The sequence below is a fragment of the Acidobacteriota bacterium genome (assembly GCA_016196065.1).
Taxonomy (GTDB): Bacteria; Acidobacteriota; Terriglobia; order Terriglobales; family Acidobacteriaceae; genus Acidiflorens.
This window is the reverse complement of record JACPYL010000012.1, coordinates 564606-584912: the sequence shown is the minus strand read 5'-3', so window position 1 is coordinate 584912 and position 20307 is coordinate 564606. Positions and strand designations below refer to the sequence as shown.

At 57.6% G+C, this 20307-nt stretch carries 14 protein-coding genes; 10 read left to right on the top strand and 4 right to left on the bottom strand.

The annotated features are described in order from the left end of the window. Positions 1-45 precede the first annotated feature (45 nt). The 4 genes from HY010_14735 (at position 46) to HY010_14720 (ending at position 7697) form a co-directional block, all read left to right on the top strand. Positions 46-1161: a hypothetical protein gene (locus HY010_14735; GenBank protein ID MBI3476985.1), complete on the top strand. Its 1116-nt coding sequence runs from the start codon at positions 46-48 to the stop codon at positions 1159-1161. 46 nt (positions 1162-1207) lie between these two features. Then, positions 1208-4111 (top strand): carboxypeptidase regulatory-like domain-containing protein, encoded by a 2904-nt coding sequence (locus HY010_14730; GenBank protein MBI3476984.1) that lies wholly within the window; start codon positions 1208-1210, stop codon positions 4109-4111. Between the two features lie 331 nt (positions 4112-4442). Then, positions 4443-7286: a protein kinase gene (locus HY010_14725; protein ID MBI3476983.1), complete on the top strand. Its 2844-nt coding sequence runs from the start codon at positions 4443-4445 to the stop codon at positions 7284-7286. 54 nt (positions 7287-7340) lie between these two features. Further along, positions 7341-7697, top strand: coding sequence for a hypothetical protein (locus HY010_14720; protein ID MBI3476982.1), 357 nt, complete (start codon positions 7341-7343; stop codon positions 7695-7697). A 105-nt stretch (positions 7698-7802) separates the two neighbouring features. Here the strand turns inward: HY010_14720 and HY010_14715 are convergent, their stop codons facing one another. The 3 genes from HY010_14715 to HY010_14705 form a co-directional block, all read right to left on the bottom strand. Beyond that, positions 7803-9188 carry an ADP-ribosylglycohydrolase family protein gene (locus HY010_14715; protein ID MBI3476981.1) on the bottom strand — a complete coding sequence of 462 codons (1386 nt, stop codon included), beginning with the start codon at positions 9186-9188 and terminating at the stop codon, positions 7803-7805. 62 nt (positions 9189-9250) lie between these two features. Continuing rightward, complete coding sequence (locus HY010_14710) at positions 9251-10405, bottom strand: aminotransferase class V-fold PLP-dependent enzyme (protein MBI3476980.1); 1155 nt, start codon at positions 10403-10405, stop codon at positions 9251-9253. Further along, the gene (locus HY010_14705; GenBank protein ID MBI3476979.1) at positions 10402-11097 is read right to left on the bottom strand and encodes a GntR family transcriptional regulator; all 696 of its coding nucleotides are present in this window, start codon (positions 11095-11097) and stop codon (positions 10402-10404) included. Before HY010_14705 ends, HY010_14710 begins: the two co-directional genes overlap by 4 nt. Positions 11098-11153: 56 nt before the next feature. Between HY010_14705 and HY010_14700 the strand changes: the two genes are divergently transcribed. From HY010_14700 to HY010_14685, 4 genes are all read left to right on the top strand, one after another. After that, the gene (locus HY010_14700; protein MBI3476978.1) at positions 11154-12122 is read left to right on the top strand and encodes an ornithine cyclodeaminase family protein; all 969 of its coding nucleotides are present in this window, start codon (positions 11154-11156) and stop codon (positions 12120-12122) included. A gap of 134 nt (positions 12123-12256) precedes the next feature. After that, positions 12257-13027, top strand: coding sequence for an ABC transporter permease (locus HY010_14695; GenBank protein ID MBI3476977.1), 771 nt, complete (start codon positions 12257-12259; stop codon positions 13025-13027). Between the two features lie 5 nt (positions 13028-13032). Beyond that, positions 13033-13773, top strand: coding sequence for an ABC transporter ATP-binding protein (locus HY010_14690; protein ID MBI3476976.1), 741 nt, complete (start codon positions 13033-13035; stop codon positions 13771-13773). A gap of 52 nt (positions 13774-13825) precedes the next feature. Further along, on the top strand, positions 13826-14863 hold the full coding sequence (locus tag HY010_14685; GenBank protein ID MBI3476975.1) for an ABC transporter substrate-binding protein: 1038 nt from the start codon (positions 13826-13828) through the stop codon (positions 14861-14863). A gap of 61 nt (positions 14864-14924) precedes the next feature. On the opposite strand, the gene HY010_14680 is transcribed toward HY010_14685, so the two are convergent. Beyond that, positions 14925-15158 (bottom strand): hypothetical protein, encoded by a 234-nt coding sequence (locus HY010_14680; protein MBI3476974.1) that lies wholly within the window; start codon positions 15156-15158, stop codon positions 14925-14927. Between the two features lie 154 nt (positions 15159-15312). Here HY010_14680 and HY010_14675 point away from each other — a divergent pair, with 154 nt between their 5' ends. Both HY010_14675 and HY010_14670 read left to right on the top strand, forming a co-directional pair. Then, the gene (locus HY010_14675) at positions 15313-16545 is read left to right on the top strand and encodes a cation:proton antiporter (protein ID MBI3476973.1); all 1233 of its coding nucleotides are present in this window, start codon (positions 15313-15315) and stop codon (positions 16543-16545) included. 361 nt (positions 16546-16906) lie between these two features. Further along, positions 16907-20305, top strand: a complete 3399-nt coding sequence (locus HY010_14670; protein MBI3476972.1) for a VCBS repeat-containing protein — start codon at positions 16907-16909, stop codon at positions 20303-20305. The last annotated feature ends 2 nt before the right edge of the window (positions 20306-20307 follow it).

Below are 20307 nucleotides of genomic sequence, written 5' to 3'. Positions count from 1 at the left end.
TCGTATCGCGCGGTTGCGCAGAGCCCAAGTCCGCAGATTCAAGATGTGAAAGTCACGAGGGCGGTCGGCACGATCAAGAGCACGCAAGGAGATTCACTCGTGCTCACGCCCGATTCCGGCAGTGAAGTAATCGCGAATCTCACCGCCACCACAAAAATTCTGCGTGTCCCGCCCGGAGAGACAGACTTGAAAAATGCCACTCCACTGCAGGCACAGGATCTTCAACCGGGGGACCGGGTGCTGGTGCGGGGGCAGGCTTCAGCGGACGGCAAGTCGCTGGCCGCGTTGGCCGTCATCGTCATGAAGCAGTCGGATGTTTCTGCCAGGAAAGAGCATGATCGCGAGGACTGGCAGAAGCGCGGAGTGGGCGGCATGGTTTCGGCGGTCGATGCAACGGCTGGCACGATTACGATCTCGTCCGCCGGTTTGGCGGGAAAACGCGACATCGCAATTCACTCGACTCCGAAGACGAAAACCCGCCGCTATGCTCCGGACTCCGTGAAATTCGACGACGCGCGCTCTGCATCGATTGATCAGATCAAAGCGGGCGACCAGCTCCGCGCACGTGGCACATCTAACGCCGACGGAAGCGAACTGACAGCGGAAGACATTGTCTTTGGCAGCTTTCGAAATGTCGCCGGCACGGTCACGGCGATTGACTCCGCGTCAAGTTCCATCACGGTGCAAGATGCCATGGGAAAAGCATCCGTGTCGGTGAAAGTAACTGCCGACTCGCAAATCAAAAAATTACCTGCCGAGATGGCGCAACGAATCGCAATGCGATTGAAGGGAGTTCCGGGAGCAGAGGGTGGTGCTGGCGCCGCTACCGGACAACAGCGTTCGGGGCCACCTCCGGGAACAGCGACCGGCGGCACTGGGCAAAACTCCGGCTGGTCTGGCGGCAATGCTGCGAACGGCAACGGTACTCCCGACCTGCAGCGTTTTCTGGGGCGATTGCCCAACGCGAAATTGATTGATCTGCAAAAAGGCGATGCGGTCATGATCGTGGCCACGCAGGGCGGTGATGCCGGCGCCGTCACTGCGATCACGGTTCTGGCAGGAGTCGAGCCGATTCTCACGGCGTCCCCCAATAAAAACTCTTTTACGCTCTCTCCGTGGTCGTTGGGTAACGGGGGAGGAATGGGCGACTCGACTCCGTAAACTTTTATGCAACTAAAGAATTCATAAGAAAGAAATTGGGTGTTCGGTGAAGCATCGTTTCTCATTGATCTGGCTGGCAATTCTAGTGGTGGTCGCGGTTCCGGTTTGGGCACAGAGTCCGACTGGAGCGATCCGCGGCAAAGTCACGGACCCCTCGGGAGCTGTCGTCACGAATGCTGCGGTGACTGCGACAGGTTCGAACGGGCAGGTGTACTCCGCGAAGAGCGGAACGGGCGGAGTCTACGAAATTTCTTCATTGCCCCCGGGCACCTATACCCTCACCGCAAACGCCCGTGGATTCGCACCGTTCACGCAACTCAGCTTTGTGATCACCGCTGGGGCGGCGCAGCAATTCGATATTCCTCTCGACATCCAGGTGCAACAAGAGAAGATCGACGTCCAAGAGAACAGTTCGCAGGTTGAGGTTAGTCCGTCGAACAACGCGAGTTCCATCGTACTCAAGGGAGCGGATCTGGATGCGCTGTCGGACGATCCTGACGAACTTTCGCAGGACTTGCAGGCATTGGCCGGACCTTCCGCCGGACCCAACGGCGGTCAGATCTATATCGATGGATTTACCGGTGGGCAACTTCCACCCAAATCGTCGATTCGTGAAATCCGGGTCAACCAGAATCCTTTTTCGTCGGAATACGACCGGCTGGGATATGGCCGAATCGAAGTTTTCACCAAGCCCGGTACCGACAAATATCACGGGCAATTTTTCGTCGAGGGCAATAGTTCGGCGTTCAACGCCCGCAATCCGTTTGTGAAGGAAAAACCTTCTTACTACACGACCACCTACAACGGGAACTTCGGCGGACCACTCGGCAAGAAAGCCTCGGTCTTTTTTGATTTTCAGAGACGCAATATCAATGAAGTGGCGATCGTAAACACGCCGGCGCTGGATGCAAATCTGCAGCCGTTTACGTTGGCGGAGAATATTCCCAACCCGCGTACGCGCACGAATCTCAGCCCGCGCTTCGACTATCAGGTGAGCAAGAACAATACGCTGACGGCGCGCTACCAGTATGTTCGAGAAGCGCAAGACAACGCCGGAGTAGGCGGATTCACGCTGCCTGAGGCGGGGTACAATTCTGCTTCCAGCGAACACACCCTCCAGGTCAGCGACACCCAGGTTCTCGGGACGAAGGCCGTGAACGAAACCCGATTTCAATACATGCGGGAAAACGAGCGGCAAAATCCGTTGAGCTTTGCGCCATCGATCGAGGTGATTGGCGCATTTAATGGCGGCGGGAACAGTGACGGATTACAGAAGGACATCACGAGTCATTATGAATTTCAAAATTACACTTCCGTCGCCCAGGGCAATCACTTCATAAAATTTGGCGGACGGCTGCGAATCGTGCACGAGGAAGATACTTCGGGTGCGGGGTATAACGGTTCTTTCAGTTTCCCGGCGCTTACGGTTGAAGATTGCCAGCCCAACCCATGCACCTATTCCTATCAGACAGCATTGCAAGCCCTGGCAGCCGGCGCGACCCAGGCGCCGGGAGCGACTCTGTTTTCACTGCAGGCCTCGCCCACCGGCGCTGTGCCGACCATCCCTGTGACTGTCGCGGACGCGGGCCTCTATATCCAGGACGAATGGAAACTTCGTCCTAACCTCACGCTCAGTTACGGATTGCGTTTTGAGACGCAGAATGCGATTCATGACCATGCGGACTGGGCACCGCGCGTGGCGATCGCATGGGGCATCGGTGGTGGCGGCAAGAATGCCGCCAAGACCGTGCTCCGCGCAGGCTACGGAATCTTCTACGATCGCTTTCCCCAAGGGGAGGTTCTCAACGCCGACCGTCAGAACGGCGTGATCCAGCAGGAGTACGTCGTGAGTGATACCCAGGCGCCGATCAGTTTTTTCCCGACTGTACCCGCGCCGAGTGATCTACCGGCATCACAGACGGTCCCAACTATCTACCAGATCAATTCGCGATTGCATTCGCCGTACATCCTGCAGAGCGCTGTGAGCGTGGAGCGGCAACTGACCAAGAACGCCAACATTGCCGTCTCCTATCTCAATGCGCGGGGAGTCCACCAATTTCTTTCGGTGAACGCGAATGCGCCGACGCCGGGAACGCCGTATTCCAACGGGCCACGGCCTGACCCTTTGGCGGGGAACATTTATCAGTATGTTTCCGAAGGACTCTTCAAGCAGAACCAACTGATTACCAACTTCAATATTCGCGCGGGCACAAAGCTGAATCTATTTGGGTTCTATTCACTGAGCTACGCCAATAGCGATGCTGGAGGGGTGTCCAGTTTTTCCTCGAATCCGTACGACATTGGCCTCGATTACGGGCGCGCCTCATTCGATACGCGCCATCGGCTGTTTCTCGGAGGGTCGGTGGGGATGCCCTATGGATTCCGTATCAGCCCCTTCATGATTTTCAACTCCGGCTCACCGTACACCGTTACGATCGGCAAGGATTTGAATAATGACTCGATCTTCAACGAGCGGCCCGCGCTCGCGACGGGCATCTCGGGCGATTGCCTGTCGCCGACTAACCCCTGCCACTACGCAGTTCCGGGCGAATCGTACGTTCCGATTCCGATTAACTCGCTGACTGGGCCGGACCGCTTCACGCTCAACATGCGCTTATCGAAGACATTTGGATTCGGGCCGGAGAAGAAAGGCGCGGCAGGAGCGCAAGGCGGGCCGAGCATGGGGCCATTCGGGGGCGGCGGCGGGCCGCCACGCGGCGGGGGCGGCGGCGGACGAGGCGGGCCCGGCTTCGGTGTGACGAGTAACCGGCGTTACAGTCTGACGTTCAGCATCAATGCGCGCAATCTACTCAACCGCGTCAACCTGTCGACCCCGAACGGGAACCTGAGTTCCCCACTCTTTGGAAAATCGAACGGCCTCGCGGGTGGACCATTCTCCGGTGGACCGTCGAACCGCCGCGTGGAACTGCAAGCGATGTTCAGCTTCTGATGCGTCTGACTGCCGGGTGATTGTCGTGGCGACTCGTTGTAGTTCCTGGATCGGCACTCTGCGTTTCTCCGCACAAGCTAATGTGATGAAGGTCACTGCTTAGCAGTGTCCGCAGGGTCAGTCTTATACCTGTGCTGGCCGGACGGCGGAAGTGTTTCTCCTCCTGCCCCCGCGAGCATCCTTCGCGAGAAGAAGTCCGTTGTTCCGCCGGCTGACTGACAAGTCAGGAAATCATCCGCACGTCGTGTACTGGCCTGAATCGTGGCCATATTTGATTTGCCGGAATCACCGGGGACGGCTCCACAGGGTTCATTGATGCGGGTGCGGCACTATGAGCACCGATCGCAGAGCGCCGATACCGTTTCCTCTCCCCGAGGACCTCACCGGCAGCAAGGTGGGCCGGTATGTCATCCGTTCCAAGCTTGGTGTCGGTGGTATGGGTGAGGTCTACCACGCGGAAGACACCAAACTGAATCGTCCAGTTGCCTTGAAGCGTGTCGCTCACCGGTTAGGGAGTGATCCGGTATTCAGAAGTCGAATTCTTCGCGAGGCACAGCACGCTTCCACTCTTGCCTCAGAACACATCGCGGCCATTTTCGACGTCCTGGAAGAACAAGGCGAACTCTTCCTCGTCATGGAGTACGTCGAGGGAGAGACTCTGCGGCGCCGGCTCCGGCAGCCTCTGACACTGGAGCAATTCTTCCCGATCGCAACTCAATGCGTGGCCGCCGTCGTCGCGGCACACGACCACGGCATTGTGCACTGCGACATCAAGCCTGAGAACATCATGCTGACTCCCGAAGGGCAAGTGAAGATCCTGGACTTCGGGCTGGCGAAGCACCTGCCGCGTTCTGATCGAAGTTCCACGTTCGAGTCCTGCCGATCCTTAGCAGGGACCTCCGGGTACATGGCGCCGGAAGTGTTGCTGGAAGAGATGCCGGACGTGCGCACTGATGTTTTCTCGCTCGGCGTTGTGTTGTACGAGATGCTGACGCTGCAGCAACCATTCTTCACAGGCAATTTCGTAACTACGAGCGAACGCATCCTGCACGAAACTCCCACGGCAATTCGCGTGTTCAATCCCCTGGTGCCGGAGCCGCTGGCGGGCGTCATCATGAAGGCGCTGGCAAAGGCGCCGGCCCACCGCCATGCCAATGCTCGCGAACTACTTGGCGATCTTCACCGGATACAGTCAGGCGACTTCTCCAGGGAAGTCGAGACGCCAACACCGCTGCCGCAACCGGGCAAGAGGAAACGTTGGCTGGCGGCGGCCATCATTCTGATGGTCGGTGTAGCCATCGTGATTTACCCGAGTCCGCCTTCGACGCCTCCACTTGCCGAACGAGGGTGGATGCTGATTTCGGATTTCGATACTTCGGGCAATGGAGCCATTCCCGACAAGGGCGTGCGCGAGGGATTGACCATCGCACTCCAGCAATCCCGCTACGTCAACGTCTTTTCACGAACGCGGATATACGAGGTCCTGCAGCGCATGAAGAAAGATGGCAGTCCGCGGATCGATGAAGGGTTGGGCCGCGAAATCTGCCAGCGCGAGAATTTGCAGGTGTTGCTCACCGGAAGCACCGAACGGAGAGGACAGGTGTTCCAGATCACGGTGCGAGCCATGGATCCAGTACAAGGCACATTTCTATTTGCAGAACTCGAGCGGTTCGAACGCGAAGACCAGTTTTTCGACAGAGCAGACAGTCTGGCGAAAAAAATACGGAAGGATCTTGGAGAATCCCTGGACCACATCCAGAAAAACAGCCGCCCCCTGGCGCGAGTCACCACGCCTTCACTTGCGGCTCTGCAACTTTACTCGCGCGCCCAGGATGCTCAGGATCAAGGCAGGGACGAACAAATTGAAGGCTTGCTAAGAGGTGCCTTGGAATTGGATCCGGATTTTGCCATGGCACATTTGCGGCTGGGGCAGTTCTACTCGGCAGCGGTTGGCAAGAACGAGAAAGCGGTCACGGAACTCGAGCGCGCTTACCAGTTGCGCCAAGGTCTGATGGAGCGGGAGCAGCACAGGATCGAAGCTGGATATTACGGCCTTCAGGAACGATACGAAGACGAAGCCCAGTCGCTGAGCATCCTCGTCAGCCTCTACCCCGATGATGAGGAGGCGCATCGCGAACTCGCCGCTGCCTACTACGACACCGGCCAAATCGATAAGGCGATCCTCGAACTGCGCGAAGTCCTCAGACTCAACGCCAACTCCGCACCCGCCTTCCGGAGCCTGGTGTTCTATCTGGCACATAGCAACCAGAACCAGGCCGCAATTGCCGCCGCTCGCGAAGCGCAGAAACGCGGGATCGATCCGCCCCAAATGCACTGGGGACTGGGATTGGCCTACCTCGCCGAGGACGAAGTTTCCACCGCACGGCATGAGTTTCAACGAATCGGCCGGGCGACGGAGACAGACCGCGAACTCCAGGAACTCAATCTGGTGGTGGCGGATCTCTATGAGGGAAAATTGGATTCGGCCAAAGCCATGTTGGCCAAACAAATCCAAGCGGCGCCCCCGCGGAGTGGCGGGCTGCAAACTATTCGGCGGTATCTACTCGGCCGCATTCATCTGAGTCAGGGCAATGTCGGCGGGGCAATCGCTCAGGCCGGACTGATCCTCCAGGAACCGGGGAACGGATTGCAGACCTTTGACCTGCTGAATGCCGGCATTCTGTACGTGCGAGCGGGCAGGATCGATCAAGCGCGACAGATTCTTCGCCGCCTGGATCGCTCCCGCACGTCCGTTCCCAGCGCCTGGAACCTGAGCTGCCTTCACAACCTCGAGGCAGAAATCTCGCTTGCCGCCGATATGCCTCTTGAAGCTGAGAGGTCTTTCACGTCGGCGCTGCAAGAGTATCCGCAGGCTTTTTCTCACGCCGGCCTGGCCAGCGCCTACCAGGCGCAATCGCGATGGGAGCTTGCTGCCCGCGAGTGGGAACAGGTTCTCCACAACAAAGGGGAAACCTTGCAGGGCGGATTTCCACCCGATCTTGTCGATGCACATCTTCAACTAGCTCGCGTATATCGAGCGATGAACAAACATGACCTTGCAAGCGAACACTACACGGAAGTTCTGCGCATGCGGCAGCATGCCCACGAGCTTCCCTTGCTCAACGATGCTAGACGCGAAATGCAGGAATTATCCCTGCAAAACATAACCCGTTAGAACTCAACCGCAAGACGGGCCTGGCAGTACACACCATCAAAAAAGGAGGCAGTTATGGATCTACTCATCACAGTTATTGGCAATGCAGTAGCGGATTCCGTTTTCCGCGAGAAGCTGTTGAAAGAACCTGTGAAAACACTGGATGATTGGGGCTTCCGCTTAACCAAGCGCGAAGTCGGACTGCTGGAAGAAATCTTCGCCGAACTCACCGACGAAGGGATACATGATTTGGCGGACCGGTTCGATTGCCTGGGGAAGGCACTCTATCGAAATATCGATGGGGCCATGGCGCGAAAGGTAGCTCCGATATGCCCGCAGAAGAACTGCCCGATGTCCGTGTACCCGAGGCTTGCGAATCTTCGTGACGACCTAAGAAAGGTAGCGATCGAGGAAAGTAAGAAAGCTGCCTGATGTGAGGAATTGGCACGTGTGCGAATACCCATGGCTCGGCCGCAGGAGATCTGCCGCTCCTGCGGCCGTGACTTGGCATTCGACGGGAGGAGCCTGTTCCGCGCGCTAGAAGATCGCCCGGTCGCCGTCCCACTTCACTTGCTCGAGTTTCGCCGGCGGAACCGGGAGCTGTTGCGGAATGAGCAACACCAGCTTGCCCGCACGTGACGCAACCTCTCCGCCATTCTCCAGCAGAATCTTCAGGCCCACCTGCGCAGTATCGCCCGCGAGCACGTCTACTTCGTACGAGTCAGGAAGGCCGGCCAGCGTGCTGTTCCAGTACGTGTTGTGCACTGGTTCGGTATATTCCTTCGGGATCGCGTGCGCGCCAATCAGGGTTCCCAGAATACCGGCGGCATTGGACGGATTGCAGTCGGCATCCTGGCCGGCGCGCGTGGCATAGGTCATGGTCTTGTACCAGTCGCCATTGCCGTAGAGCAATCCCATGACGATGTAGGCGCCGTTTAGTTTTGCATCGATATTGAACGGCTTCTTGTAGCCATCCGGGCAGTGATCGACTTCGCCCCACTTCGCCTGCACGAGATGCCACGTCTTGAGCCAGTCATTCGGATACTGGTCGTGCCATTGCACGACATCATGAATGGTCTGCGCATAAAGACTCTGCGCGGGAATGGCTTTCAGACCGTTATCGACGACTTCGCGAATGTCTTTCGCGAAGAAGGCCTGCGTGTACATGGCAGCAACAAACAGGCCGCCGTACACGCCGTCGCCGTAGTTCATGATGTGTCCCATGCGCTCGCCGTATCGATTGGAAACCTGTGGCATGCCGGGAGCGATCATTCCGAAAATGTCGGCTTCAATCTGGAAATCAATGTCGTCCGCATGCACGTTGTAGCGCGGACTCCCCGAATCAGGTGGCAGGATGCCTTTGCGAATATTGGATAGCCCTGCGTCGTTCGCGTGCCACACCTGGCGAATCTTCTTGTCCCATTCGTGAGCGACCGTCACCGGATCGACATCAATCCCATAGCGCCGCAGACAATACAGGAACAGGAGGTTGATATAGATGTCGTCGTTGTCCGGAATGCCGATGCCGGCGTGCGTTTTTTCTGCATCGACGACGAAATCAAGGCCAATGTCGACTGTCTGGTTGTCGGCTTCACTGGTGATCGGATTCCAATCGCCTGGTTTGCTGATAGTGCGTCGCCGGTAGTCTTTCATGTGGGTCGGCGAAAGCGGCCAATCGGCAATATCGAATCCGATGGGCGTGTTCTGATAGCGAAATTCCCACGGCGCGCCGAAAGTGACTCCGATCATCTTTCCCAGCCAGGCGCCCTGCACTTTGTCGACATAAGTATCCCAGTCAAGTTCCCTGGTGGGCGCAGCAGTCGACTGAGCGGGAGCGGTTTGAGCGGAGGAGCAAACGGGCTGAGCGATCGCGCACAAGAATGCCAACGCAACTCCCCAACCGAGCGAAATGAATTTTGTCATGAAGAGTTCCTGTGCGGAATTTTACCTGCGCAGGGGGCGTGACATTGAGAATAGTTAGCCGATCATCTCCGGCGCAGAATTTCCTGCAAGCGCGCTGCGATCTCGAGATGCTGCTGGTCGAGCAACGTGTCCACCGCCACGACCAATCTACCATCTACGACTACAGTGGCTATGCATGGATCGCCAATCAGCAACTGCGTGCTCACGTCTTCCGCTTCAGAGGCGCCGCCGGGAAATTCGACGGTCATGCAGGACACGGGATTGTCGAGCAACCGCTCGTCCATGGTGAAGTATTTGGCTTCCGTATGGATTGCAGGCAGGCCGGACAGCCTCTCGCGCATCGCCGCCACTCTCTCACCGTACACAGACCAGCGCGCTCTGTGATCCATCACCAACCACTCCTGCAGGGCCACCACCGTGGCTACGATAGTGTGCCGATCCATTTTGAATGGACGGCCGAACGTCAGGTACTGCCCCGATTCGTAGCGCGTGAAATCGATTCCCGCTACAGCATCGATGAGATCGCGGCGCCCGCAGATGATGCCACCAGAGTTCGGTCCCCAGAAATACTTGGCGCTGAAACAGACCAGATCGGCGCCAGCCTCGATGTAGCTGTGCATGATGCTGGTGGGATCGTTCATGTACGCCGCATCCACAAGCAATGGCACGCCACGCTCTTTCGCGATCGCGCTCACGGAGCGTAGCGAAAGAGTGCCGGGCCTCGATTCCAAGTGCGCAGGAAAGATCACCATCGCCGTCTCGGAATTGAATGCTTTCTGGAACTCCGCGATGCTCGTTCCGTGAGAAGTGCCCACTTCGATCAGGCGTCCGCCGGCAATGCGGACCATACGGTCGTATTTGTAACGATGCGCCTTCTGCATGACGACTTCGCTTTTCAGGCCCGAGCTGTCGGGAAGTTGTTCCCACGCTTTGCCATCCTTGCCTGCGATGCACGCCGCCGTGCCGAGCGTGATGGCGGCCGACGCTCCGGGCACGACGCGTGCGGCGTCCGAGCCAATCATCTTCGCGATCATTTCGCCCGAGCGATCGAGCAGATCAACCATCCGCACAAAACTTTGATTGATCTCCTCCATCGCACGCCACACACTCGGCGAAAAGACAGTGCCGCCCAGGTCGGTGTAAATACCACACGCGTTGATCACGGGGCGGACACCGAATTTCTGAAAAACTGATTCCGCCATGATGGCTGTGCTCATTTGTCCTTGTTCTCCCGTTGCCGCAAAAGACTTTTCAGGCGGTCTTTCGAATCCCGTAGATGGCGGAGTAGAAGTTGTTGCGATCGGGCGACGTTGCCGGTCTTGATCGCGGCGACGATCTGCTGGTGCTGTGCAACCATCTGCTTGATGGATGCGCCTCCACCGTCACGGTCCAGAACCGCGAGTGCGAGCCGCAACTCAGAAATCAGGACGGCGTGGAAATGCTGCAGGCGCGTGCTCCCCAGAGCGCTCAACAGGGCCTGGTGAAAAGCGAGATCCATCTCCACAATGCTGCGTTCGTTTCCCGCGGCCATAGCGCGGCGCAGTCCTTCGATTTTTTCGTTCAGGATCGGAAGAATCCCCGATCGCATGGCACAAGCCTTTTCGAGGGCCGCTGACTCCAGCAACTCGCGCACCTCGAACAGTTCATCGACGTCGGCAGGCGTGAGATTCGAAATCACGATGCCCTTGTGAGGCGTCCGCGTGAGCAGGCCTTCCGCGACCAGCGTTCGCACCGCTTCGCGCAACGTGTTGCGGGATACTCGTAGCGCCGTCGCGAGCGGAATCTCCTGCAATGTCGTTCCCGGCGCGAGTCTGCCGGACAGCAATTCGTCGCGCAGCATTTCCGTGACACGATCCACCGTGCTGGCGCGTTCGAGCGGGACGATGCCGCGGAATGTCCTTTCCTGCATGGGGGCGAGTGTATGTAGTCTTGTTGAACAAGTCAACAAGTGATAGATTGTCCGCCATGTCCCCACCCGCTGTCCGCATCTTCAACCAATCCGAGATTCAATCCGGCTCCGGATTGACCGCGGCGGCGTTAGCCTGCATTGAGAACGCTTTTAGCGCACTGGCCGAAGGCCGCGTCATCATGCCTCCACCATTGGGGATGCATATCGACGACTTGCAGGGGGAAGTCCACGTGAAGACCGCATACATTCGCGGCACCGCTGGCTTCGCCGTAAAGGTTGCGACTGGATTTTATGGAAACTCGAAGCTTGGGCTACCCAATTCGAGCGGATTGATCCTCTATCTGGACGCGCAAACCGGCTTTGTGAAGGCGATCTTTGCAGACAATGGTTACCTGACCGACCTGCGCACGGCGCTCGCTGGAGCGATTGCAGCGAAGTATCTGGCTCGTACGCAAATTGAAACCGTCGGCATCGTCGGCACCGGCATTCAGGCGCGCTGGCAACTGGAGGCGCTGACTCTGGTCCGAAAGTTCAGACAAGTGATCGTGTTCGGGCGCAGCGCGGATTCTGCAGACGCCTACATCCGCGAAATGAAGAGCAAGGTCGACTCCACCTTCAGCAAAGCAGCTTCTGTATCTGCGCTCGTCAAAGCGAGCGATCTGGTGGTGACGGCCACGACGGCACGCGAATCCCTCATCAAGGTCGACGATCTCCATCCCGGATTACACATCACTGCGATCGGATCCGATGGCCCAGGCAAACACGAACTCGACCCTGCGGTGGTCGAGAAAGCAGACGTGATTGTGTGCGACTCCTACGAACAGTGCCGCCGGTTGGGAGAATTACAAACCGCGACGATCGACCGTAACCGCGTCATCGAGCTCGGCGAGGTGACGTCAGGCCGCAAGACGGCGCGATCCAGCGACCACCAGCTTTCAGTGTGCGATCTGACGGGAACAGGCGTGCAGGACTCGGCGATTGCCGATTTCACTTACCAGGCGCTGGCTGGTTCTCGAAAAACGTAAAACTGGCGGAAAGGATTCAATTGCCGCCCTTATCTGCAAGGTTGATGAGCTGGGCTCGGGAAATCATAGTGCCAATCTATTATTGACTCTCAGACTGGTTGGCCAGAAAATAAGCGATTTCCTTGTAACCCAAAATGAAGAAACCTGGCGCCATCCGATCGGTCGCTCTTCCTCTCTTGGTGGTGGCGGCGATGATCGTCATCTGGACTGTCATCTGGTGGAGCGGGATCTTTCACGAGAGTGCGTTTCCTGGACCGCTCGCGGTTCTGCGCGGCTTCAGAGAAGAGGCTCGCACCGGTCAGCTGTTTACCGATCTCATCACTTCACTGTTCCGGGTTACCTGCGGATTTGGACTCGCCGTGGTGACCGGCATTCCGGCAGGCCTCTGGATGGGACAGAATCTGCTGTTGCGAACAGCCTTTCTACCCATCGTTAATTTTTTTCGGAATCTCTCGCCCCTCGCCTGGATTCCCTTCGCGATTCTCTGGTTCGGCGTGGGCGATGCCTCTCCCATCTTTCTCATCTTCTTATCGGCGTTTTTTCCGGTGGTCCTGGCGACGATGGCCGCTGCGGCTAACGTTCCTACTATTTATTCCCGCGTGGCCAGGGACTTTGGAATGTCCGATTCGGAAAAGCTGATGCGGGTTACGTTGCCTGCCATCATGCCGCAGGTGGTCACCACTCTTCGGGTCACGGCTGGCGTGTGCTGGCTGGTGGTGGTTGCCGCCGAGATGATCGCTGGCCGCGACGGGCTTGGTTTCGCCGTAATGGATTCTCGCAATGGTCTCCGAACGGACATTCTCGTGGTCGAGATGATCGTCATCGGACTGGTCGGCGTTGGGATTGACCGAGCCCTCGAACAACTCACGAAGATCCCAAGCATCCGGTGGGGATACGAAAGATAAGGCCGATGACAGGGTCCCGCTTGCAGCTTAGTCACGTCTCGCGATCATTCGACGCTCTGGAAGTACTCCGCGATCTGTCCATCGAAGTCTCGCAGGGCGAGTTCGTGGCGATCGTCGGTCCTTCCGGTTGCGGAAAGACCACGTTGCTGAACCTCCTTTCCGGGTTCGACCGGCCTACCTCGGGTACTGTGGAGCGCAAAGGCGAGAGCCGCATGGTGCATCAGCAGGACGGTTTGTTCCCCTGGCAGACGGTCTCGGAAAACATCGCACTCGGCCTGCGGCATGTGAAGAACAAGGTGGAACTCCACGAGCAGGTCCGCGAATTGGTGGGACTGATCCGGCTGGAAGGATTTGAAAACAGCTATCCTCACCAGCTTTCCGGCGGCATGCGGCAGCGCGTGGAACTGGCAAGGGCGTTGGCGGGGTCGTCCGATATCTTGCTGCTCGATGAACCCTTTTCGGCGCTCGACTATTTGACGCGTCTCCGAATGAGGCAGGAACTGGCCCGCATCCTGCATGAACGTCCCCGCACAGTCGTTCTGGTCACGCACGACATTGAAGAAGCGGCACAACTTGCGGACCGCGTGCTTGTTCTCGGCGAACGGCCAGCGCAGATTCGTTACGAATTGAGTATGGGCACACCGCGGCCACGGGATCCCACCCACCCGGAGGTCGTCCAGGCGATTCACCGAGTCTTGACGAAACTCAATCTGGAATCAGACACGGGAGAATACACTGCTTCCTAAGCGACAATGCGCCTTGGACACGCGCACAGAATGGGCACCAGGAGTGAGTCTCATGTTTCGATCTTCCATGGTTCGTTGGCTACTCGGATTCGTTGTCTTCATAGCGGTAATCAGTCTGCTTCGCTACAAGCCGTGGCATCGAAACGGGACCGGTGCGGTGAGTGCAGTAGAGCAACGGGAGATGCTGAAGGTCGGTTTCTTGCCCGTCACCTGCCATCTCACCTGCCCCGTCACCGACTTTGCCACCAAGGCGAGCAAGTCGACTCGATTCGAATCCCAACGCTTTACCGATTTTCCTACCATGGCCGAATCGATCAAGGCCGGACGTATCCAGGCCGCCTTCATGATCGCTCCTCTGGCCATGAAATTGAGGGAGGAAGGCGTCCCCGTAAAGATCCTGTACCTGGGACATCGCGACGGGTCAGAAGTCATGGTGGGGAAGAACACCTCAATCAAGAGCCTGCGCGATCTTCGCGGCAAGACCTTTGCGATCCCCAGCCGGTACAGCAATCAGAACCTGGTCATCCACAAGCTCATGCAGGATCAAGGCGTGCGGGCGGATGAAATCAGGTTTGTCGAGATGCCGCCGCCGGACATGCCGGGCGCCCTGGCGGCCAAAGCGATTGACGCGTATTTTGTCGGCGAACCGTTTGCCGCCAAAGCGGAGCTCGATGGCAGCGGCCGAGTCCTTTACTATGCCAAGGACATCTGGCCTCACTTCATCTCCTGTGTGTTGGTGGTCCACGAGAAGCTGATCAACGAGCGTCCGGCAGTTGTCAGAGATTTGGTGCGAGGGATCGCGCAGAGTGGCGAATGGGCAGAAACACATCGGGTAGACGCTGCCAAAGTGGTGCAGCCCTACTTCCGCCAGGACGAGAAATTGATCCGTTACGTGCTCACGGAACCTCCGGACCGAGTGAGCTATCGCATGCTGAATCCGTCGGATCAGGAGATGGAGCAGATCCGAGACATGGGGATCAAGGCGGGAATTCTGACGACGAAGGTGGAAATGAAGGATCTGCTCGATCGTTCCTTCATCCCGACGGACATCAAGGCCGCCGACATCGACATGACCACGGCGGGGCAGTAAGCCGCGGAACTTGCGGAAAACAGAGGCCCCGGCCGAGGCTTCCTCCACCGGGGCGCAATTTCTAGTGGCGGACAGCAGCCAGAATCTTTTCCTGGTTCTTTAGGATGACGTTCAGGGTCTCTTGGTTCTTCTTGATCTCATCCTGGTTGCGTTTGATTTCTTCCTGGTTCTTTACGATCAGGTTCAACTGATTTTTCTTGATCTCTTCCTGGTTTTTCAGGATAAAGCTCTGGTTCTTCAGAATGGTTTGCTGATTGGCGAGAACTTCTGTTTCTGTGAGGACTGCTGTTGGCATGGTGGAACTCCTGGGTGAATCTTGAATTACGCATTAGCGTAGGTCGGAACCCAGGGACGTTCTGTGACGGTGGTCACAGCCGGTCGTAACGGCATCACTCAAATTTGAATCGCTCGCAACTGGAACGGCACATGCTCCCTGCAAAGGCGCAACAGTGAACGCGGAACAATTGATTCTTTCGGTAGGCACCATTCTGCTTGCGGCGCGAGTATTGGGCTGGATTTTCCAGCGCATCGGCCAGCCGCGGGTCGTGGGGGAGATGACCGCCGGCATCGTGTTGGGTCCTTCATTGTTGGGCCGGTTCTTTCCGGGAACTTTTGCTTACGTTTTTCCAGCCTCGTCGATTCCCGCGATCGGGGTGTTGAGTCAGCTGGGCCTGCTTCTGTTCATGTTTGTGGTTGGACTTGAGGTCGATCTCAAACGCATCGTAAAACAGCGTGCCGCAGTTGTGCTGATCAGCAATTGCAGCATCCTGTTGCCACTGGCTTTGGGAGTCGCGCTAGCCAAAACACTGTATTCCCAATTTGCCGGCGCGAACGTTTCCTTTCCGACTTTCGCCCTCTTCATGGGAACGGCCATGAGCATCACCGCGTTCCCGGTGCTAGCGCGAATCTTAAAAGAGCGAAACCTGCTCGGAACCAGTCTCGGAACAATGGCGATTTCCTGCGCTGCAATCGATGACATCAGCGCATGGTTGCTCCTGGCTGTTCTTACGGCGATGGTGCGTTCCGCGCAAAACTGGCAGCGCTTCGGGATTACGCTCCTTTTCCTGGTGGCGTTTGTTGCGGTGATGATGGTCCCAGTTCGTCGCGCCGTGTCGTTTCTCGAGTCCCGGTATCTGAAGCACGGTGCGGGGATGGAACTAATTTCTTCCCTGGTTCTGATCATGCTCGCCGCCAGTTGGACGACGGAGCGATTGGGTGTACACGCGCTATTTGGTGCGTTCGTAGCCGGCCTGATCGTGCCTAAGAACGAACCGATGATCGGCGAAGTAATCGAGGGGATCGAATCGCTTAGCCTCGCGCTGCTGTTGCCCTTGTTTTTTGCGCTTACTGGATTGCGGACTCGCATTGACCTCCTCACTGGGAGCTCGATGTGGGGTTACGCGGCGGCGATTATCGCTGTAGCGGTATTTGGCAAACTGGCAGGGGCTGCCCTCGCCGCGAGAGTGTCGGGAATGAATTGGAAAGACTCCGTGGGTCTTGGAGTCCTTATGAACACCCGCGGATTGGTGGAATTAGTAATCCTGAACGCTGGCCTCGATCTCGGTATCCTGTCGCCGCCGCTGTTTACGATGATGGTGATGATGGCGCTGGTTACGACGTTTATGACGACACCGATTCTGATCGCGATGAAGATCTCACCAAGAAACGAGTTTGCAAGTTAAGAAATGTCGGGCGGTGCCGCAGTTTGACGACCAAGGTTTCGTATCAGGGCATGGCTTTAGCCATGCCGAAAGTAGCGGGATACTGGATGCGGTTTCAGCCGCTGGGATTGAATGCCAAATTCCAGCGGCTAAAGCCGGTCAAGTCCTTTGCGCTTTTGGCATGCCTGAAGGCATGCCCTGATACGAAGCTCTTCAAGACTGCACCAGGTGACTGGTGACTAGGCGGCAAGCGGCGTTTACCTATATCTTTGCAAGGGACTGAATGCTCATTCGACGCTCGACACCTTCTTTATTCGCGACCCTCTTAGCTCTGTTAGCGACGCTCGCCGTGGTGTTTTCGGGATGCAGTTCGAAGCCCAAGATGCCCGATAAGGGCTCAAAAGCCTATGCGGACACGGTGTCCGCGTTCTACGTTGGCCTGGCAGCGTTGCAGGTCGGACACGATGTCTATGCCGACAGCAAGCTTGCCGAGTTGACCAAACTCGTGCCCGCCGAGCCCGCGGGATGGGCCAATTGGGGCGTGCTGGCGTTCCGCCAACGGAATTACGACCTCGCCGCTCAACGACTGGAACAGGCTCACAAACTCGCTTCGCAAAACGATCAAATCTACTACCTGCTCGGCCTGCTGGAAAGTAGCCGCGGACATCAGGCGGAAGCCATTGCTGACTTGCGGAAAGGGGTGGAGTTGAATCCGCGGAATTTGCGGGCCGCCTATCAGTTGGCGGAGGAAATCGAGCGGCAGGGTGGCGACGAAAACGAAGCTGAATTTCAGCGGGTGATACAAAAGATTCTCGACGCGCAGCCCGACAATCTGGCGGCGCTGCTCGAAATCGGACGAGTGGCCGCAAAACGCGGAGACGCAGCCACACTGCACGCTGCCGTGGCCCGCATCAGTGCGCAATCGTTGGCGTGGCCTCCGGAAGTGCAGCTGCAGGTTGCATCTCTGAAGGCAGCCGCCGCCGGTCCCGATCCTCGCGCCGCAGCGACCCGGACGATGTTTCTGCGCAATGTCCTGATGCGCGTTCCTGACTTTCGGGCAAGCCTCGGCGTAATCAAAGCTGCGCCCGGCGAGGAAGCTCAGCCGTTCACTCATTTTCTGGCGATGGAGACACCCGTCTTCAAACCCGCGCCCGCCGATGTGACGATCGATTTCACCTCCGGCCCGGTCATCGGCATCGGAGACGGGCGATGGAGTTGGATAGGGTCCATTCCACTGGCCAGCGCGGGCGCGCCCGCAATTGCTGTCGCGAACGGAAACGAAGTGCGATTGTCCACCGGCGCAAAGTTTCCGTTTCCTGGTGGCAGGTCAGGCATTGCACCGTCGCCGGAGGACGTCATCCCGATCGACTTCAACTACGACTTCAAAAGCGATCTTGTGTTGGCTGGTGCCGGCGGAGTCCGCTTGCTGCGCCAGGACGGTCCGACCGCATTCACCGACGTGACCGCGAAGACGACGCTGCCTGGTTCGGTTGTGAACGCCAGCTATACCGGAGCGTGGGCGCTTGATATCGAAGCCGATGGTGATCTCGATATTGTCCTCGGCGCGAAGTCCGGAGAGCCGACCGTCCTAAGAAACAACGGGGACGACACGTTCACTGCGATCCACCCCTTCAATGGCGTTTCGGGTCTGACACAACTTGCGTGGTCCGATCTCGACGGCGACGGAGATCCCGACGTCGCCATGATCGACGCCGCGGGCAAACTACACATTTTTAGCAACGAACGGCTGGGACAGTTCCGCGAACGATCGCTGCCGCCTGGCGTGTCTTTGGTAAAGGCAATTGCCGTGGCGGACGTCAATGACGATTCCGTTCTCGATCTGCTGGCGGTGAAAGCCGATGGCGCAGTTGTTCGGATCTCCGACAAGAATGAAGGACAGGATTGGGACACGGCGGAGATCACTCGTGTCACGAATGCGGCAGCTTACCTTGCCGGTGAAGTGCGGTTGCATGTCGCCGACCTCGACAATAACGGCTCGACTGATCTGATTCTCTCTCAGGTCATTCCTGGCAAGGGCGCTGACGGAGCTTTGATCTGGCTCAAGGACGACACAGGCAAATTCATCGCACTGAATCACTCCTTCGGCCCACCCAACGTCTTCGATGCGGCCGACATAAGTAACGACGGCAAACTTGACCTGTTGGGCCTGACCGCCGACGGGCAGCCGGTTCAGGCTCTCAATCACGGCTCGAAGAACTATCACTGGCAGATCATTCGTCCGCATGGCGTGCAGTCTGTTGGCGATCAGCGGATCAATCCCTTCGGCGTCGGCGGCGAAATTGAAATTCGCTCCGGTCTGTTACTGCAAAAGCAACCCATTACCGGGCCGCAGCTGCATTTTGGATTGGGCGAGCAGACCAGTTCGGATGTGATTCGCGTGGTCTGGCCGAATGGAACGGTGCGCGCCGAGTTTGCCGCGAAGGCCGATCAGGACGTGACGGTCGAGCAGCGTCTGAAAGCTTCCTGTCCATTCCTGTTTGCATACAACGGCAAGGAGATGGAATTCGTCAAAGATGCCGTGCCCTGGGGGGCCGCAATTGGATTACGCATCAACACGCTGGGCGCGGCACGCGTCGCGACCACCGTGGAATGGTACAAAATCGGACGCGAACAACTTGCTCCGCACGACAGCTACTACGACGTCCGCATCGGCGCGGAATTATGGGAGACGTACTACTACGACTACCTGGCGCTGATGGCGGTTGACCATCCGGTGGGTACCGAGATTTTTGTGGATGAGCGCTTCGTCATCCCGCCGCAGAAGCCCGGATACACGGTGGTGGAAACTCCACACAAGATCGCACAGGCCTTGGACGACCACGGCGTCGACGTGACCGATATCCTGAGTGCCCTCGACGGACGAGCGCTCGAGAATCTCGGCCGCGGACAATATCAAGGCGTCACGCGAGATCATTACGTCGAAGTTGATCTGGGCAACGATGTCCCGACGACCGGTCCGCTGTATTTGATTGGGCAAGGGTCCATCCACGACACGGACTCGTCGATTAACGTTGCAATCACTCAGGGTCACCGTTGGCACGCGCAGGGCATGAGCCTCGAAGTGCCCGATGGACGTGGCGGGTGGAAAGTAGCGCAATCGAACCTGGGATTTCCGGCAGGACGAAAGAAGACAGTACTCTTCAATCTGACGAATGCTTTCGTTCCCGGTACGCCTCGGCGGGTGCGCATCCGCACGAACCTGGAAATTTACTGGGACGCGATCACCTGGGCGCGCGGCATGCCGGATGCTCCCATAAAAACAGCACGCATGAACCCGTCGTATGCCGATCTTCACTATCGCGGCTATTCCGTTGTTCATCGGCCCGACAGCGGAGCGCCGGAAGTTCCGGACTACAATCACCTGGAAGGTTCCAAGCAACGCTGGCGCGACCTGATCGGCTACTACACTCGCTATGGCGATGTGAACGAACTTCTGGCGAACGTGGACGACCGCTATGTGATCGTCAATTCGGGAGATGAGATGTCGCTGCGTTTCCCCGAGCAACCAGCGCCCGCCAGCGGTTGGCTGCGCGATTTCGTCATCCTCGGTGATGGCTGGATCAAGGACGGAGACTTCAACTCAACCTTCTCCAAGACAGTTCTGCCATTGCCGTATCATGCCAAGGATGTCTACAACACGGCTCCGGGTCGTCTCGAAGATGAGTGGACCTACCGGCATCATCCTGAAGACTGGCAGACCTATCACACGCGCTACGTGACACCGGAAGTTTTCAAGAATTCATTGAGAAATGAACGTTAAGA

Bases quoted from the DNA above. Each gene is read 5' to 3' on its own strand.
- HY010_14715 (MBI3476981.1), bottom strand. From the start codon at position 9,188: ATGACAAAATTCATTTCGCTCGGTTGGGGAGTTGCGTTGGCATTCTTG.
- HY010_14685 (MBI3476975.1), top strand. From the start codon at position 13,826: ATGTTTCGATCTTCCATGGTTCGTTGGCTACTCGGATTCGTTGTCTTC.
- HY010_14690 (MBI3476976.1), top strand. From the start codon at position 13,033: ATGACAGGGTCCCGCTTGCAGCTTAGTCACGTCTCGCGATCATTCGAC.
- HY010_14725 (MBI3476983.1), top strand. From the start codon at position 4,443: ATGAGCACCGATCGCAGAGCGCCGATACCGTTTCCTCTCCCCGAGGAC.
- HY010_14695 (MBI3476977.1), top strand. From the start codon at position 12,257: ATGAAGAAACCTGGCGCCATCCGATCGGTCGCTCTTCCTCTCTTGGTG.
- HY010_14700 (MBI3476978.1), top strand. From the start codon at position 11,154: ATGTCCCCACCCGCTGTCCGCATCTTCAACCAATCCGAGATTCAATCC.
- HY010_14705 (MBI3476979.1), bottom strand. From the start codon at position 11,097: ATGCAGGAAAGGACATTCCGCGGCATCGTCCCGCTCGAACGCGCCAGC.
- HY010_14720 (MBI3476982.1), top strand. From the start codon at position 7,341: ATGGATCTACTCATCACAGTTATTGGCAATGCAGTAGCGGATTCCGTT.
- HY010_14710 (MBI3476980.1), bottom strand. From the start codon at position 10,405: ATGAGCACAGCCATCATGGCGGAATCAGTTTTTCAGAAATTCGGTGTC.
- HY010_14670 (MBI3476972.1), top strand. From the start codon at position 16,907: ATGCCCGATAAGGGCTCAAAAGCCTATGCGGACACGGTGTCCGCGTTC.
- HY010_14680 (MBI3476974.1), bottom strand. From the start codon at position 15,158: ATGCCAACAGCAGTCCTCACAGAAACAGAAGTTCTCGCCAATCAGCAA.